We start from the raw sequence: 16,482 nt of genomic DNA on the forward strand, positions 1-16,482 counted from the left end.
CTTTAAACAAAAAACGGATGAAAATGACCATCCGTTTTGTTATTAATATGCATTTTTATTGACAAATCCTTTAAAGAATGTAAGAAATAAAATCTTGATATCAAGTCCCAAAGACCAGTTCTCGATATAATAAAGGTCATGTTCGATTCTGCTTCGGATGGAAGTATCACCGCGGAATCCGTTAACCTGAGCCCATCCTGTGATACCGGGACGAACCTGATGTTTGATCATATAACGAGGAATCTCTTCTTTAAACTTCTCAACAAAAAGTGGACGTTCTGGCCGTGGACCGATCAGACTCATGTCGCCTTTTAGTACATTCCAGAACTGTGGAAGTTCATCAAGGCTTGTCTTACGAATGATACGTCCAACAGGTGTAACACGGGCATCATTCTTGGTTGTCCATTCTTTGGCTTCTTTCTTAGGATCCTGAACTCCCATGGAGCGGAACTTGTACATCTTAAATGGTTTATTCCCCAGTCCGATACGTTCCTGTGCAAAGAAGATTGGTCCCGGAGAACTCTTCTTAACAAGAATCGCTACAACGAGCATGATCGGTGAAAATAAGATCAGTGCCACAATAGAACCGATAATATCGATTAGACGTTTGATCATTCGGTTGACTGTATTGGTAAGCGGAACGTTACGGATATTAATAACTGGAAGTCCGTCAAGATCTTCCGTGTATGGGTTTGTCGAAATAAAGTTATAATAATCAGGTACAAACTTCGTATGAACACCAGACTTCTCACAGATCGCAACGATCTGTTCCAGCTTGTGGTATTCGTTCAGATTCAGCGTGATCGCAACTTCATCCAAGGAAGACTTCTCAAGGTAAGCAGCCAGATCTTTTAATGTACCGATCTTCTTAATCCCGCGGTATTCAAAGTTATCGCTTACAAGGTCGTCAAAGATACCATGAACTTTAAGTCCCCATTGAGGGTTCGCCTTAATACGGTCGATATAAGCTGCCGCGGATGTACTGAATCCGATAAATACAGTATGCTTGATATTTCTTCCCTTCTTACGGTTCACTTTCAAGAATTTACGAATCAGATATCTTGAAAAGACACCGAAGATAAAGTTAAAGAAATAAAAAAGCAGATATAAGGAACGTGGAAAATTCTGAATCTGAAATACGGTGATCACAAAAGCAGAAACTCCAAGTCCGATCAGGTTTGCTTTTACAAGATTCACAAGTTCTTTTGATCCACGTTGATAACGTTTTGGAGTATAAAGTCCAAAAAAGGAATATAATAGAAGTAAAAAAATCAGTGAAGCGATCAATGGCTGCTGGTACTGATAGAATTCCTTATAATAACGGTTATACTCAAAAATCTCTTTATTCAACCAGAATCCATGAATAATCATCTTGAATCTTATATAATAGGCCACATATCCTGCAAGATAAATGCAAGCAGCATCCATCACGACGTGCAGCCTGTTTAAATAGGTTTGATTTTGCTTGATCATAGAAACAATTCTCCTTTTTTACTGTTTCTATTATAAGGGAAAAATGAAGATCGTACAACGAGAAATTGCCTTAACTTTTTCTTATTTTTGAGGAAAACGGAAAAAACTTCAATTTTTGAAAAAAACCATTTTTTTGTAACATATTAATCACATTTTTTACACATTTATAAGATATATTTATCTCATAAAGGAAAAAACATACAAAGATCAGATATCGATCAAAGACAAAAGATCAAGATTGAAAGGAGAACATCAATATGGATGGATATCATACAAATCAAGACGGACAGTGGAAGACTTCTGATCAGTGGAGAGCTGAGGAAGCCAACACTTCAAATAAGAAACCAAAGAAATCAGGTAGAGGAAAATACGCAGCGAAACTTGCAGCATCAGCAGTAGCATTTGGTTTGATCGCAGGTCTTGTGATGCAGGGTGTTACTTATGGATTTTCAAAAGCAGGCATTGGAAATGGAGCAACACAGCTTGCAACGACGAAGACAACAAGCAGCAGTTCCAGCACAAGCAGTGAAGACCTTTCAGGAGTATCATCAAATGTTATGCCATCAATCGTTTCCATCACAGGAAAGTTTGAGACAACAAGCCAGAGTTGGTTCGGTCAGACACAGAGCAGCGAATCAGAAGGTGTTGGTTCTGGGATTATCATTGGGAAAAAAGATGGTAAGATCTTAATTGTAACGAATAACCACGTTGTTGCAGATGCGAAATCATTATCAGTAGGATTTGTTGATGGCAAGAGTGCAAGTGCAACGATCCGTGGAACCGACAGTGATGCCGATCTGGCGGTTGTAGAGGTTAATACAAAAGATATGAAAGCTTCTACATTAAAGAAAATCGCAGTGATCACACTTGGTGATTCTTCCAAGTTAAAGACAGGTGAGAGAGCGATTGCAATCGGTAATGCTTTAGGTTATGGACAGTCAGTAACTGGTGGATATATCAGTGCCTTAAATCGTCAGGTTCAGTTAACAGATAAGACAATGACACTGATTCAGACAGATGCAGCAATCAACCCAGGTAACAGTGGTGGTGCGTTATTAAATAGCAAAGGTGAACTGATCGGTATCAATACAGTCAAATATTCTTCTGAAGATGTAGAAGGAATGGGATATGCGATTCCAATCAATACAGCAAAACCGATCATCAATAAGCTGATTAAGAATGAAGCCACAAGTGAGAGTGAGCAGGCATATTTAGGAGTATCAGGACAGACGATCGACAGCTCAATGGCAAGTCAGTTTGATATGCCATCTGGTGTTTATGTACAGCAAGTGATCAAGAGCTCTCCAGCTCAGAAAGCAGGAATCAGTGCAGGTGATGTGATCGTATCAATTGATGGAAGCAGTGTTTCTACAATGGATGGATTAAAAGAGAAGATTTCGAACTTAAAAGCTGGAAAGAAAGTCAAGATTGTTGTAAAACGTCAGAATCAGATGGGAACATATGAGAAGAAGACATTGACAGTAACATTAGGAAAGAAATCTGATGCACCAAGCACAAGCAGCAATAGCGGAAGCAGTAACAGTAGCAATAGTGGAAACAGTAATAACAGCGGAAGCAGCAACAGTTATAACAACAATTATAATAATGAAAGTTCCGACAGCCAGTATTACAGCTATGGACAGTAAAATCAGTTGAAAAAATATTCAAACAAAGATACAATAAAATGGAACCCTGATCAAAGGCAGGGTTCCATTTTTTTAGTCAGGAGAAGAAACCTATGGTTATGATCGAAATAGAAAATATCAAAAAATTCATGGCAGGATTTTTAGGAGGAAATCTGTTTGATGATTTTTTAATGAGCGAAGGAAAACTTTCTATGAATATCGCATATGAATTTGATGGGAAGATATTAAAAGAATTTTATGATACTGAAGAATGGGAAGAAATGAAAACCTATCCCTACGTGATGTGGCAGGAAGAGAAAGAAAAGATCTTTTCACTGGTAAAAGGTAAGAAAACACCTCTGTCATTTCAGTTTGTCATGATGTTAAAACTAGATCTTGTCAGCGATATCCTTGCAAAATACAACCTAGCGATCAGAGAAGACGAAGTCGCAGGACTTTTCATCAATATCTTATATGACCGACAAGGATTAAAATGCACGGCTGGTGTTTCAAGAAAGACGTTTGTCCTTGATAAGACATTAGAAGAAGCATGGGATCAGGAAGTAAAAGAGAGATTTTTGGAATTTTTATAAGATAAATTAAAAATTTTTTTCATAAAAAATGTAAGTATATACTATAACTTGTGCCACTTTTTAACAAAGTATCTGTAGATTTTTTCACAAACTTATAGGCAAGATCCACAAAGAAACTTAGTTTGTATGTTTCTTTTTCAAAAGATATATGTTAGAATAAGTAGTAATGAATACCAGATAAGAAAGTTGTAAAAAGGAGATACGAATATGAGTTTTCATATTGTTTGTGACAGCTGTACGGATTTGACAGAAGAAGATATTAAAAAGGGATGTTATACATGGGTGCCATTAACCTTATTAGTGGACGGAGAAGAGATTATAGATGATGAAACATTTGATCAGGCAGACTTTTTAGCGAAAGTAGCAGCCAGCAAAGAATCAGTAAAATCAGCATGCCCAGCACCAGAAAGTTACATGGAAGCTTATTCCAAGGCGGATGATATTTATGTTGTAACATTATCTGCAGAATTAAGTGGATCATATAACAGTGCGGTACTTGGAAAGACCCTCTATGAAGAAGACCATGGAAAGAAAAATATCCATGTAGTAAACTCAAGAGGAGCTGCTACAACACAGGTATTGATCGCACGTAAGATCTATGAATATGCAAGTCAGGGAATGCCATTTGAAGAAGTAGTTGAGAAGATTGAAGAATACACAACAAGTCTTAGAACATATTTTGTTTTAGAGACATTAGAAGTATTAAGAAAGAACGGAAGACTATCAAGGCTATCAGCAACGATCGCAAGTGCACTGAATATCAAACCAGTCATGATCGGAACAAGAGATGGCGTCATTCAGAAAGCAGGCCAGGCAAGAGGAATGAAGAAAGCACTCGCTAAGATGGTAGAACATATGGCTAGTGAAGGAAGAGACCTTTCAGGAAGACAGTTTGTGATCTCACATTGCAATTGCTATGAGAGAGCTGTATTTGTAAAAGAACTGATTCAGAAGAACTTACATGCCCAGGATGTAGATATTGTTGATACTAAGGGAGTTAGTAGTATGTATGCATGCGATGGGGGAATTATAGTTTCTTACTAAAATTTTAATTTTGTAATTGGCCAACTGTAGATTTCGAGTATATGATAAAAAATAAATAAGCAACCGCAGCGCTTTCGGTTGCTTATTTATTTTTTATCATATACCAGAAGGCTATCAAATCGCAATTTCTTTGTTATGAATTTAACGTTATAATGCACAAAAAAGAAACAAATTGTTACGAATTTAACGTATATAATGCACAAAAAATGATTGAATTGCTCGAAATTCTCCGCTATAATTGAAACCAATATACTGATATAGAGGAATTAAGGAGGATGAGTCATGAGTCGTTTAGAATTAAGGACTCCAAACCAGGCACAACTGGTTGTGGAAGGACTTTATAAGGATCTGGAACGAAGAATCGAGTCAAGCCCGCCGGGGTTGTGTCCAGTAGATATGTCCAGAGCATTTTTAGAGATTTGTCATGCACAGAGCTGTGGAAAGTGTGTTCCATGTCGTGTGGGACTAGGACAGCTTAAGAATTTGATCACAGATGTCTTAGATGGCAAAGCAACGATCAGGACATTGACAGCAATTGAAGAAACAGCAAAATCCATTATGGAATCAGCAGATTGTGCAATTGGTTATGAGGCAGCCAATATGGTATATAAAGGAGCTATTGGATTTAAAGATGATTATGTGGAACATATTATGTATCATCGCTGCTTAAGTACATTAAAACAGCCAGTACCATGTGTATCAAGATGTCCCGCAAGAGTAGATATTCCAGGATATATTGCACTGGTGCGTGAAGGAAGATATGAGGATGCGATCCGTCTGATCAGAAAGGATAATCCTTTCCCTACAACATGCGGATTTATTTGTGAGCATCCATGTGAGGCATTATGCCGTAGAAATATGATCGATGATGCCGTAAATATCCGTGGATTAAAACGTATGGCAGCAGATGCAGCAGGTTATGTTGCACCACCTGCGTGTGCAGAATCTACCGGTAAGAATATCGCTGTTGTTGGTGGTGGACCAGGTGGATTAAGTGCAGCTTATTTCCTACAGTTAATGGGACATCAGGTAACAGTATACGAGATGCTTCCAAAACTTGGTGGAATGTTACGTTATGGAATTCCAAACTACAGACTTCCAAAAGAACGCTTAGATGATGATATTCAGGCAATCTTGGATACAGGAGTAAAAGTAGACTGTGGAAAATCCATTGGTAAAGATTATTCCATTGTGGATTTAAAAGAAAAGTATGACGCAGTACTGATCACGATCGGTGCAAGTACAGATAAGAAGTTAGGACTTGACGGAGAAGATGCTAAAGGTGTGATCTCAGCAGTACAGTTCTTAAGAAATGTTGGATACGGAACGCAGGAAAGTTTAGAAGGCAAAGAAGTCGCCGTTATCGGTGGTGGAAATGTATCTATGGATGCGGTTCGTACATCCGTAAGATTAGGTGCGAAGAAAGTAAGCATTGTATATAGAAGAAGAGTCGCAGATATGACAGCCCTTCCAGATGAGATTTCAGGTGCGGAAGCAGAAGGTGTTGAGATCAAAACGCTGATGGCACCTTCAAGAATTGAGAAAGACGAAGAAGGCAATGTCAAAGGTGTATGGGTAACTCCACAGATGATCAGTAACATCAAGAATGGAAGAGCCTCTGTAAAACCAACAGGGGAAGAAGATATATTTATCCCATGTCAGGCATTGATCGTAGCGATTGGTCAGGATATCGAATATCAGCATTTTGAAGAAGCAGGAGTTCCAGTGCAGAGAGGTAAGATCAATGTAGAGAAATTCGGTGGATTCGAAGAAATGCCTGGAGTATTTGCAGGTGGAGATTGCGCAACAGGTCCATCTACAGTGATTTCTGCGATCGCAGCTGGTAAAGTTATTGCAGCAAATATTGATGAATATCTTGGATATCACCATGAAATTACAGCAGATGTTGAGATTCCAGAGCCAAAATTAGAAGATAAACCAGCATGTGGAAGAGTGAATCTTACAGAGAGAGAAGCCGGAGAGAGAATCAAAGATTTTGAAGGAATTGAAAACTGCATGACAAGTAAAGAAGCATGTCAGGAAGCTGGACGATGCTTACGTTGTGACCACTTTGGTTACGGAATCTTTAAAGGAGGGAGGGCTACAAAATGGTAAATATTACAATCGACAACCATACGATCGCAGTTCCAGCAGGTACAACGATCATGGAAGCAGCTGCCTCCATCCATATTCCAATTCCAAAACTTTGTTATTTAAAAGATATCAACGAGATTGGTGCCTGCAGAGTCTGTGTAGTTGAGATCGAAGGTCAGGATCACCTTGTAACATCATGTAACAACGTGGTTGAAGAAGGAATGACGATCTATACAAACAGTCCAAAAGTAAGAAGAAATAGAAAACATACGGTAGAGATGATCCTTTCCCAGCATGATGCACAGTGTGCAACGTGTGTAAGAAGTGGTAATTGTACGTTACAGACCATTGCAAATGATTTGAATGTTGTGGAAAGTCCATATAAGAAGGAAATCTGTGTAGAAGAGTGGGATACAAGATATCCACTGGTGCGTGATGCAAGTAAATGCGTCAAATGTATGCGTTGTATACAGGTGTGTGATAAGATTCAGGGAATGCATATCTGGGATGTATCTGGAACAGGAGCAAGAACAACGGTTGGAGTGTCTGGGAACAGAGATATTAAAACAGCGGATTGTGCATTATGCGGACAGTGTATTACACATTGCCCAACAGGAGCATTACGTGAACGTGATGATACAGAGAAATTATATCGTGCATTAGAAGATAAAGATACGATCGTTGTAGCTCAGATCGCGCCTGCAGTTCGTACTGCATGGGGTGAAAGTCTTGGATTATCAAGAGAAGAAGCAACCGTAGAGAAGATCGTAGATGCATTAAGAAAGATCGGGGTTGATTATGTATTTGATACAACATTTTCAGCAGACCTTACGATCATGGAAGAAGGAACCGAATTTGTAGAGAGATTTACAAAAGGTGATCTTGATATGTATCCAATGTTTACATCCTGTTGTCCTGGATGGGTAAGATTTATAAAATCCCAGTATCCACAGATGGCGAACAGATTATCATCAGCAAAATCTCCACAGGAGATGTTTGGAGCAGTGATGAAAACTGCATTTGCGAAGAAGATGGACATTGATCCAGACCGCATTTTTGCGTTGTCCATCATGCCATGCCTTGCAAAGAAAGACGAAAGAGAGAAACCATTATTCCATGGAGAGTTTGCAGGTCATGGAGTTGATCTTGTATTAACAACAAGAGAATTAGACCGACTGATCCGTGCAGACCACATTGATCCAAAGATATTAAAAGATTCTGCATTTGATGCTCCATTTACAGAAGGAACAGGAGCAGGAGTGATCTTTGGAGCAACCGGAGGAGTTATGGAAGCGGCACTTCGTTCTGCATATTACCTGATCACAGGAAAGAACCCAGAAGCAGATGCATTCAAAGAAATCCGTGGAGTAAATAAAAATGGATGGACAGAAGCGAAATTTGATATTGCAGGCAATACGGTAGAGATTGCAGTTGTTAGTGGACTTCAGAATACAAGAAATCTGATGGAAGCAATCCGTAAGAGAGAAGTACACTATCATTTTGTAGAAGTCATGGCCTGTCCAGGCGGATGTGTAGGTGGAGGCGGGCAGCCGATCCATGAAGGAAAAGAAATGGCGTCCGACCGTGGATCCAACCTATACTTCCTGGACAAGACTTCTCAATTAAGATTTTCCCATGAGAATCCAGATATCAAACATCTATACGATGAATATTTTGGATCACCGGGAAGTCATAAAGCACATCAGTTACTACATGTGCAGGAATAGCTGTTAATACCTTTTAATATTATAAAGAGAACCCATATATTTAGAAGATATAAATCCTAAATATATGGGTTCTCTTTATAATATTAAAATTTCGTTGATAAATGATGAAATTACCATCGTGGGTTATCCAATACTTTCATTTCACCGTCAATATCACAAACGATATGATGGTATCCTTTGGTTTCAATCGTTCCATAATCATGTCCGGCATTGGCATCAAATACATAAAAAGCAGTGAGAATCTCATCGCCGGTATTGATGGTACGATGAGCATATCCACGGGGAACATACAGTGCTTTTCCCTTCTCCATGCGTTCGACTTTCCAGTCGCCTTCAAGATTTTCAAGCATCATATATCCCTCACCCTTTAATGTATAATAAACTTCTGCAGTATCCACGATCTGATGAAAATGCCCTTTGGTCATGTAATATTCATTTCCAATCTTACCAGGATGGATCATCGTTGTGCCAAATGCAAGATCTCCGGCACGTTCCGGACATCCAAGTTCATAAAATTCATAGATCAAAGGATCATCATTCTTAAGAATTTCTTCAACTACCTGCTGGTCTTGATACATATCTTTCATCTGAGAAAGATAACGCTTTGTAGTCTCTGCATGTTTGGACAGACCGTCATTTAGATCAAAATCCAAAGTAAAAGCCTGATCCCAGTTAAACTGATTCATAAACAGCCTCCTAAAGAAAAAATTTTCTAAATCTTAAGTGCTAAATCTCAAGTGTGGAAACACCTTGTTCTTTCATCATAGCTTCGAAATCTTTGATGATCGTGACTCCAGCACTCGTACCGATACGTTCTGCACCGCATTCTACCATTTTCATAAATGTCTTGGCATCACGAATTCCACCAGCAGCTTTTACCTTAACTTCATTTCCAACATGTTCTTTCATTAATTTTACATCATCAAATGTAGCACCGCCAGTACCGAATCCAGTAGATGTTTTGATATAGTCAGGTTTCACTTCCTTTGCAATTTCGCAAAGCTTGATCTTCTCATCATCATTTAGATAACAGTTCTCAAAAATAACTTTGCAGGTAACATCTTTTTCATGACAAGCAGCAACGATCTGAGTCATCTCATCTTTGATATAATCCCAATTACCAGCCTTGATCTCTGTTTGATTCACAACGTAATCGATCTCATTTGCCCCATTTGCAATGGCATCTTTTGTATCAAAGACTTTGGAAGCAATTGTTGTCTGTCCCAGAGGGAAAGAAATAGCAGCTCCTATATGAATATCGGTTCCGCTAAGTAATTTTGCACATAATCCAGACTGTACCTGATTGATCGCTACCATGGCAAAATGATTCTCTTTCGCTTCATTACATAAGATTTTCATGTCATTTGGAGAAGCATCCGTATGTAAATTCGTGTGATCGATCATTCTTGCAAGATCATCTAAAGTATATGATTTCATAAAAACCTCCTGTTTTTTCTAATATGTTTACTTCATGTTAATTAAAATATAACATTATGTAATTGTTATGTCAATATTATGTAAATGAAATAAAAGGAAATAAATTGACATAATATGAAAAATTCGATAAAGTGATGTAAGTGTCAAAAATATCAATTGCGTAGCAAAGAAACAATCCAGATATATCATAAAGTAAAAGAAAGAGAGTATAAAATGGGAGCATTTTATTTAGATATAAAAAAAGATTTATTAGATAAGATTTTAAGCGGAGTCTATCCACAAGGAAGCATTATACCAAATGAATATGAATTGGCAGAAATCTATAAAGTCAGCCGTCCAACGGTCCGTAAGGCAGTACAGATCTTAGTAGGTGAAGGCTATTTAGAGAAACGAAAAAAAAGAGGAACGATTGTATGTGATCCAACGATCCGCCAGGAATTTGCACAGGTGATTCAGACATTTGATCAAGAAGTGAAAGAAAAAGGACTTACCCCATCAACGAAAGTCCTGACATTCAAAAAAGAAAAGGCAGAGGAGGAAGTCTGTCAGAAATTAAATCTGTCAGAAACAGAGGAAGTATATAAACTGGTAAGACTAAGATACATCGATGATCAGCCAAATGTTTTGGTTACAACGTATGTGCCATGCAGGCTGTTTGAACACTTATCAGACATTGATTTTGAAAAGGAAAGTCTGTATCAGACATTTCATAAGGAAGGAAGAGATATTACATCAATAAAACGAAAGTTGGACGTGATCCTTGCAGATGAAACATGTGCTGATCTTTTAGATATCAAAAATGGAGATCCTTTATTTTATTTTCATTCCACAGGATACGATGCAACGCATACAGTCATTGAATATTCTATTGCGAAATACAGGGGTGATCGAAACAGTTTTGTGTTTGAACTTTCGAACACTGTGTATTATTCTTAATACATTTATTTACAACTGTCAGTTTTTTTGGTATGATAAACAACAATAAGCTGAAAATAACAGCCAGACAGCAAATAAAACGTAACGCAGGAGGAATGACCATGAGCAAAATTCAGATGACAACTCCATTAGTAGAGATGGACGGAGATGAGATGACAAGAATTCTTTGGAAGATGATCAAAGATGAACTATTATTACCATTTATTGATTTGAAGACAGAATATTACGACCTTGGGTTAGAACACAGAAACGAGACAAACGATCAGGTAACATTTGATTCTGCAGAAGCTACAAAGAAATATGGAGTTGCAGTCAAATGTGCAACGATCACTCCAAATGCAGCACGCATGGACGAATATGATTTAAAAGAGATGTGGAAAAGTCCAAACGGAACAATCCGTGCGATCTTAGATGGAACAGTATTTAGAGCACCGATCACAGTTAAGGGAATTGAACCAACTGTTAGCAAATGGAAGAAACCGATCACGATCGCAAGACATGCTTATGGTGATGTATACAAAGGTGTCGAGATCAAAGTTCCAGGAGCAGGAAAGGCAGAATTAGTATTTACAGGAGAAGATGGTACAGAGATCAGAGAGACAATTCATGATTTTGATGGACCAGGTGTGATCCAGGGAATGCATAACATTGATGAATCTATCGCAAGCTTTGCAAGAAGCTGCTTTACATATGCATTAGATACAAAACAGGATCTGTGGTTTGCAACAAAAGACACAATCTCTAAGAAATACGATCACACATTCAAAGATATTTTCCAGGAAATCTTTGATGCAGAGTATAAAGAGAAATTTGATGAGGCAGGAATTGAATATTTCTACACACTGATCGATGATGCAGTAGCACGTGTTATGAAATCAGAAGGTGGATTTATCTGGGCATGTAAGAACTATGATGGAGACGTTATGAGTGATATGATCTCTTCTGCGTTCGGATCATTAGCTATGATGACATCTGTTTTAGTATCACCACACGGATACTATGAATATGAAGCAGCTCATGGAACAGTACAGCGTCATTATTATAAACACCTAAGAGGTGAAGAAACATCTACAAACTCTGTAGCAACGATCTTTGCATGGACAGGAGCGTTAAGAAAACGTGGAGAATTAGATGGCAATAAAGAATTAATGGAATTTGCTGATAAGCTTGAGAAAGCAACATTAGACACGATCGAGAGTGGAACAATGACAAAAGACTTAGCACTGATCACAACTCTTGAGAATGTAAATGCTGTAAACAGTGAAGGATTTATTAAAGCAGTAGCAGAACGCTTAAAATAATCGGGATCTTAAAATAGTAAAAAAGATATAAGACAAAAACGGTACAATGAACTCATGGATCCATGAGTTCATTGTACCGTTTTTCTAATTGCAAAAATATCCATAAAAACAAAAAAACCGAAGCTTCAACTTCGGTTATGCCGATGGCGAGATTCGAACTCGCACGAACGTAAGCTCACTGCGACCTGAACACAGCGCGTCTGCCAATTCCGCCACATCGGCTTGAATGCAGTTGAGGGGACTTGAACCCCTACCCAGTTAACCCGGACTAGATCCTTAGTCTAGCGCGTATGCCAATTCCGCCACAACTGCGCAACAAGGTTATAATATCACTATCAGCGTAATCTGTCAATAAAAATTACAAAAAAAATCAAATAAAATTTAAAAAAGTTACAAAATATAGATTTTATAAGATATTTTCGGTATAATCTGCATCAGAATAGCAAAGAAAATTTAAAAATTGGAGGCAAAAATATGTTGATCGGTTCTCATGTAGGGATGAAAGGGAAAGATATGTTTCTTGGATCAGTCAAAGAAGCATTATCTTATGGAGCAAATACATTTATGGTGTATACAGGTGCACCACAAAATACAAGAAGGAAAAAGATTGAAGAGCTGCGAATTGAAGAAGGCACACAATTGATGAAAGAAAATGGAATGGATACATTTGTTGTACATGCACCTTATATCATCAATCTTGCCAATACAACAAAACTAGAGACATTTGAACTGGCAGTAGAATTCCTTGAGGTTGAGGTAGAACGTACGAAAGCGATGGGAAGCCATACACTTGTACTTCATCCTGGCTCTCATGTCGGAGCGGGCTTAGACAAAGGAATTGACCGCATCATAGAAGGTCTTAATAAAGTCATGTACAAAGATATGCCGGTTCAGATTGCACTTGAGACAATGGCAGGAAAAGGAAGCGAGATCGGACGAGAATTTGAGGAGTTAAAAAGAATTTACGATGGAGTTAAATATCCAGAGAATTTAAGAGTATGCTTCGATACCTGTCATGTAAGTGACAGCGGACTAGATCTGACAGAAGGGTTTGATACTGTTATCGATAAGTTCGATCAGGCACTTGGCAAAGACCAGATTGCAGTCTTTCATATCAATGACAGTAAAAATCCAGTCGGAGCAGGTAAGGACCGCCATGAGAATCTCGGATTTGGAACAATTGGATTTGAGACATTAAATTATATCGTTCATCACAAAGATTTTGAGAATGTACCAAAGATCTTAGAAACACCATATATCAAGACAGAAGACGGAAAGAAATCCTATCCGCCATACAAATACGAGATTGAGATGCTTCGCACAGAAACATTTGATCCACAAATGAAGGAAAAGATTTTGGAGGATAATGCAAAATGAAAATCACATTTATAGAACACAGTGGTTTCATGGTAGAAATGGAACACACAGTCTTATTATTTGATTATTATCATGGAAAGATTCCAACATTTGATAAGAATAAGATGCTGTATGTGTTTGTATCTCACAGCCACGCAGACCATTATAATCCGGTCATCTGGGAATTAAAAGAGCAATATGAAAAAGTGCAATATATCATATCTGATGATGTTAAAACAAAGGAAAATGCACTTCGTATGAAACCACATGAGAAAAAGCAGATCAGCGAAATGACAGTAGAAACATTAAAGTCAAATGATATGGGAGTGGCATACATTGTAGAAGTGGAAGGTAAAGTAATTTACCATGCAGGAGATTTAAACTGGTGGCATTGGAATGGAGAGCCAGAAGAAGACAATGAATATTACAAAAATACCTTCCAGGATGAAATGAAATATCTGGAAGGCAAGAAGATCGATCTTGCATTTATGCTGCTAGACCCAAGACAGGAAGATAAATACTGCTGGGGGATGAATTATTTTCTGGAACATACGGATGTAAAAACAGTATTTCCAATGCATTGTTTCAAAAAATACAAGATCAATCATCATTATCTAAACTGTGATGATGGACGCAAATGGAATCAGATTGTCAAAGATATTACTCATGCAGATCAGTCTTTTGAAATCTGATCTGCGATAACTTTCCATTCACTGATCAGACGATCAAGAGAATAAGAAGCATTAGCAGGACTTGTTGAAGGAAGTTTCATAGCTTTAATGCCTGTTACCTTTTCACAATATTTATGATAAAGCTTATAAGCGGTTCCACCGTTCGTATAGATTTTACGGATTGGGGCCGCTTTTAGTATGTCTGAGAAGTCATTTGGAACTGCATTTTTGATACTGCTGTCACTGGAACCTTCAATATCGCAGGAAGCGATCACGTCCCATACAGCAATATGATTTTTTAACAAAAAATCTTTTTTCTCATCAATCGTCTCAGGCAGAACATCATTTACAATGGTGGATAATACTTTCCAGAAACGGTTTTGCTTATGATGATAAAAGAACCGTCCTTCTCTGGATTTTACAGAAGGAAATGAACCAAGAATTAAAATCTGGCTGTTTTTATTGTATACAGGTGGAATTTTATGAATCACATGTGTCATATCAAGTTGTCCTTTCTTTTGTTTTTTCTACATTTTACTACATTTATTTTATCAGATGGTGAAAAAGTGTGAAACAATTCGTCAAAAGCTGTAAGAAGTTGTTGTTTTTTTCTTCTATATTTTGACAAAGTATTTCGGCATCCTTTCTTATAATTGCAATATGTATTTCATAGAGATGTTTTTCGAGCAATGGGTGATGGGGATCATACAACTCATCTTGCTTGGAACAATCTTAAAAAAGAAGATGGAATACTTAAGAATGTTGTATTCAGCAGGAATCGGAAGTTTTTTGGGATGTCTGATCCTTGAATTTTGTAGTAAATATCATACGTTAAGTTTTTTGATGATAGAACCAGTTTTGATCATAACGATAAAAGCAGCGTATGGCGTATCTGTGAAAAAGGCAGGAACTTACAGTTTGTATACATGGATTCTTGCATTTGTAAGTGGAGGAATTTTTACAGTGATAAGACAGCACTTTTCATTGCCGTGGATCATATGTGCATTATCCACTATGTTTTTCCTAAGAAGAGTGTATGAGCTGCTCGGAAAAGATCTGCTGGAGAAGCAAGGAAACTTTTATGAGGTTGAATTTATATGGAATCATACAAAAGTTTGTGTATGTGGTTTTGTAGATACAGGAAATTTTTTATATGATCCGATCAGTCATCTCCCGGTCTGTATTCTGGAGGAAGAAGCATTCAAAAGGTATTTTCATCATTCATTAGAGGAATTCATCAAAAAGTATGAAACGGATAAGATCCGTCTGATTCCTTATCGAAGCATTGGAAAAGAAGGGGGCATCATGACGGCAATCTTTGTCAGTGATCTCAAGATTGTTGAGGAAAAACGAAGGATAGAAGTACCACATGCAGTCATTGCAGTTTCCAAAGTTTCCCTTTCAAAGTGGGGACAATATGAAATACTGCTGCATCCGGACTTGATAAAAAATGGGAGGTAATGTCGTGTTAAAGTTAAGCTTGGTAAGTAGAAAGAGAACATTTTTTGCAAGAGGAAATGAGATTCATTATATTGGAGGAACAGAAATCCTTCCAGCACCACTTGATGCGGTGGAAGAACAGAAGATGATCCATATGCTCGGAACATCAGCACAGGAAGAAGCAAGATCAAAGTTGATCGAGAGAAATTTAAGACTTGTCGTGTACATAGCAAAGAAATTTGATAATACTGGAATTGGTGTGGAAGATTTAATTTCCATTGGAACGATCGGACTCATTAAAGCGATCAATACATTTAATCCAGCGAAGAAGATCAAACTTGCAACTTATGCATCCAGATGTATTGAAAATGAGATCTTGATGTATTTAAGAAGAAATAATAAGACCAAAATGGAAGTATCCATCGATGAACCACTCAATGTTGACTGGGACGGAAATGAATTGTTATTATCTGACATCCTTGGTACAGATGATGATATCATTTATAAAGATTTAGAACATGAGGTTGATAAAAAACTTTTGATGCGTGCCATGACAACATTAACAGAACGTGAAAAAATGATCATAGAATTAAGATTTGGGATCAACCAGAAAGAGGGAGAAGAAAAAACGCAGAAAGAGGTTGCAGATCTTCTTGGAATCTCCCAGTCTTATATTTCAAGACTTGAAAAGAAGATCATCAAACGGCTGAAAAAAGAGATGATCAAGATGGGCTGTGTATAATTTACGAGAAAATTTAAGAAAATGTTCACTTTTTGTCATTTTA

General features: G+C 37.7%; 15 protein-coding genes and 2 tRNA genes. 11 read left to right on the forward strand and 6 right to left on the reverse strand.

The features are described from left to right. Window positions 1-42: 42 nt before the first annotated feature. Window positions 43-1,473, reverse strand: coding sequence for an undecaprenyl-phosphate glucose phosphotransferase (locus KE503_RS01985; RefSeq protein WP_212384357.1), 1,431 nt, complete (start codon window positions 1,471-1,473; stop codon window positions 43-45). Between the two features lie 257 nt (window positions 1,474-1,730). Between KE503_RS01985 and KE503_RS01990 the strand changes: the two genes are divergently transcribed. From KE503_RS01990 to KE503_RS02010, 5 genes are all read left to right on the forward strand, one after another. Beyond that, entirely contained in the window at window positions 1,731-3,119 is a 1,389-nt protein-coding gene (locus tag KE503_RS01990; RefSeq protein WP_212384358.1) for a S1C family serine protease, read from the forward strand. 98 nt (window positions 3,120-3,217) lie between these two features. Beyond that, complete coding sequence (locus KE503_RS01995) at window positions 3,218-3,691, forward strand: DUF5721 family protein (protein WP_249182931.1); 474 nt, start codon at window positions 3,218-3,220, stop codon at window positions 3,689-3,691. A 207-nt stretch (window positions 3,692-3,898) separates the two neighbouring features. Further along, a complete protein-coding gene (locus KE503_RS02000; protein ID WP_022375648.1) occupies window positions 3,899-4,735 on the forward strand; it encodes a DegV family protein in 837 nt (278 codons plus the stop codon). A gap of 282 nt (window positions 4,736-5,017) precedes the next feature. Continuing rightward, entirely contained in the window at window positions 5,018-6,850 is a 1,833-nt protein-coding gene (locus KE503_RS02005) for an NAD(P)-binding protein (RefSeq protein WP_022375649.1), read from the forward strand. Next, on the forward strand, window positions 6,844-8,556 hold the full coding sequence (locus KE503_RS02010) for a [FeFe] hydrogenase, group A (RefSeq protein ID WP_212384359.1): 1,713 nt from the start codon (window positions 6,844-6,846) through the stop codon (window positions 8,554-8,556). Before KE503_RS02005 ends, KE503_RS02010 begins: the two co-directional genes overlap by 7 nt. 110 nt (window positions 8,557-8,666) lie before the next feature. Here KE503_RS02010 and KE503_RS02015 read toward each other — a convergent pair whose 3' ends face one another. Both KE503_RS02015 and deoC read right to left on the reverse strand, forming a co-directional pair. Further along, a complete protein-coding gene (locus KE503_RS02015) occupies window positions 8,667-9,242 on the reverse strand; it encodes a glucose-6-phosphate isomerase family protein (RefSeq protein WP_022375651.1) in 576 nt (191 codons plus the stop codon). Window positions 9,243-9,282: 40 nt separating this feature from the next. After that, complete coding sequence (gene deoC / locus KE503_RS02020; RefSeq protein WP_117944204.1) at window positions 9,283-9,993, reverse strand: deoxyribose-phosphate aldolase; 711 nt, start codon at window positions 9,991-9,993, stop codon at window positions 9,283-9,285. 213 nt (window positions 9,994-10,206) lie between these two features. On the opposite strand from deoC, the gene KE503_RS02025 reads away from it, so the two are divergent. Next, on the forward strand, window positions 10,207-10,929 hold the full coding sequence (locus KE503_RS02025; RefSeq protein WP_212384360.1) for a GntR family transcriptional regulator: 723 nt from the start codon (window positions 10,207-10,209) through the stop codon (window positions 10,927-10,929). Between the two features lie 101 nt (window positions 10,930-11,030). Continuing rightward, window positions 11,031-12,230 carry an NADP-dependent isocitrate dehydrogenase gene (locus KE503_RS02030; protein ID WP_055196228.1) on the forward strand — a complete coding sequence of 400 codons (1,200 nt, stop codon included), beginning with the start codon at window positions 11,031-11,033 and terminating at the stop codon, window positions 12,228-12,230. Window positions 12,231-12,368: 138 nt separating this feature from the next. Here KE503_RS02030 and KE503_RS02035 read toward each other — a convergent pair. Next, a tRNA-Leu gene (locus tag KE503_RS02035) sits at window positions 12,369-12,452 on the reverse strand. Between the two features lie 5 nt (window positions 12,453-12,457). Then, window positions 12,458-12,542: transfer RNA gene (locus tag KE503_RS02040), tRNA-Leu, on the reverse strand. A 162-nt stretch (window positions 12,543-12,704) separates the two neighbouring features. On the opposite strand from KE503_RS02040, the gene KE503_RS02045 reads away from it, so the two are divergent. Further along, window positions 12,705-13,607, forward strand: a complete 903-nt coding sequence (locus tag KE503_RS02045) for a deoxyribonuclease IV (RefSeq protein ID WP_022374171.1) — start codon at window positions 12,705-12,707, stop codon at window positions 13,605-13,607. After that, the gene (locus KE503_RS02050) at window positions 13,604-14,278 is read left to right on the forward strand and encodes an MBL fold metallo-hydrolase (protein ID WP_212384361.1); all 675 of its coding nucleotides are present in this window, start codon (window positions 13,604-13,606) and stop codon (window positions 14,276-14,278) included. Before KE503_RS02045 ends, KE503_RS02050 begins: the two co-directional genes overlap by 4 nt. On the opposite strand, the gene KE503_RS02055 is transcribed toward KE503_RS02050, so the two are convergent. Continuing rightward, window positions 14,260-14,757 (reverse strand): DNA-deoxyinosine glycosylase, encoded by a 498-nt coding sequence (locus KE503_RS02055; RefSeq protein ID WP_022374169.1) that lies wholly within the window; start codon window positions 14,755-14,757, stop codon window positions 14,260-14,262. The genes KE503_RS02050 and KE503_RS02055 overlap by 19 nt on opposite strands. A 175-nt stretch (window positions 14,758-14,932) precedes the next feature. Between KE503_RS02055 and KE503_RS02060 the strand changes: the two genes are divergently transcribed. Continuing rightward, the gene (locus KE503_RS02060; RefSeq protein WP_283092986.1) at window positions 14,933-15,718 is read left to right on the forward strand and encodes a sigma-E processing peptidase SpoIIGA; all 786 of its coding nucleotides are present in this window, start codon (window positions 14,933-14,935) and stop codon (window positions 15,716-15,718) included. Next, the gene (gene sigE / locus KE503_RS02065) at window positions 15,708-16,439 is read left to right on the forward strand and encodes an RNA polymerase sporulation sigma factor SigE (RefSeq protein WP_055196226.1); all 732 of its coding nucleotides are present in this window, start codon (window positions 15,708-15,710) and stop codon (window positions 16,437-16,439) included. Before KE503_RS02060 ends, sigE begins: the two co-directional genes overlap by 11 nt. Window positions 16,440-16,482 lie beyond the last annotated feature (43 nt).

Origin of the sequence: Anaerostipes sp. Marseille-Q3525 (genome assembly GCF_018223505.1) — a bacterium.
GTDB classification, from domain to species: Bacteria; Bacillota; Clostridia; order Lachnospirales; family Lachnospiraceae; genus Anaerostipes; species Anaerostipes amylophilus.

Excerpts from the sequence above, each read along its gene's own strand:
- deoC (WP_117944204.1), bottom strand. The coding sequence starts at position 9,993 with ATGAAATCATATACTTTAGATGATCTTGCAAGAATGATCGATCACACG.
- KE503_RS02025 (WP_212384360.1), top strand. The coding sequence starts at position 10,207 with ATGGGAGCATTTTATTTAGATATAAAAAAAGATTTATTAGATAAGATT.
- KE503_RS02030 (WP_055196228.1), top strand. The coding sequence starts at position 11,031 with ATGAGCAAAATTCAGATGACAACTCCATTAGTAGAGATGGACGGAGAT.
- sigE (WP_055196226.1), top strand. The coding sequence starts at position 15,708 with ATGGGAGGTAATGTCGTGTTAAAGTTAAGCTTGGTAAGTAGAAAGAGA.
- KE503_RS01990 (WP_212384358.1), top strand. The coding sequence starts at position 1,731 with ATGGATGGATATCATACAAATCAAGACGGACAGTGGAAGACTTCTGAT.
- KE503_RS02045 (WP_022374171.1), top strand. The coding sequence starts at position 12,705 with ATGTTGATCGGTTCTCATGTAGGGATGAAAGGGAAAGATATGTTTCTT.
- KE503_RS01995 (WP_249182931.1), top strand. The coding sequence starts at position 3,218 with ATGATCGAAATAGAAAATATCAAAAAATTCATGGCAGGATTTTTAGGA.
- KE503_RS02015 (WP_022375651.1), bottom strand. The coding sequence starts at position 9,242 with ATGAATCAGTTTAACTGGGATCAGGCTTTTACTTTGGATTTTGATCTA.
- KE503_RS01985 (WP_212384357.1), bottom strand. The coding sequence starts at position 1,473 with ATGATCAAGCAAAATCAAACCTATTTAAACAGGCTGCACGTCGTGATG.
- KE503_RS02050 (WP_212384361.1), top strand. The coding sequence starts at position 13,604 with ATGAAAATCACATTTATAGAACACAGTGGTTTCATGGTAGAAATGGAA.
- KE503_RS02005 (WP_022375649.1), top strand. The coding sequence starts at position 5,018 with ATGAGTCGTTTAGAATTAAGGACTCCAAACCAGGCACAACTGGTTGTG.
- KE503_RS02055 (WP_022374169.1), bottom strand. The coding sequence starts at position 14,757 with ATGACACATGTGATTCATAAAATTCCACCTGTATACAATAAAAACAGC.
- KE503_RS02060 (WP_283092986.1), top strand. The coding sequence starts at position 14,933 with ATGTTTTTCGAGCAATGGGTGATGGGGATCATACAACTCATCTTGCTT.
- KE503_RS02000 (WP_022375648.1), top strand. The coding sequence starts at position 3,899 with ATGAGTTTTCATATTGTTTGTGACAGCTGTACGGATTTGACAGAAGAA.
- KE503_RS02010 (WP_212384359.1), top strand. The coding sequence starts at position 6,844 with ATGGTAAATATTACAATCGACAACCATACGATCGCAGTTCCAGCAGGT.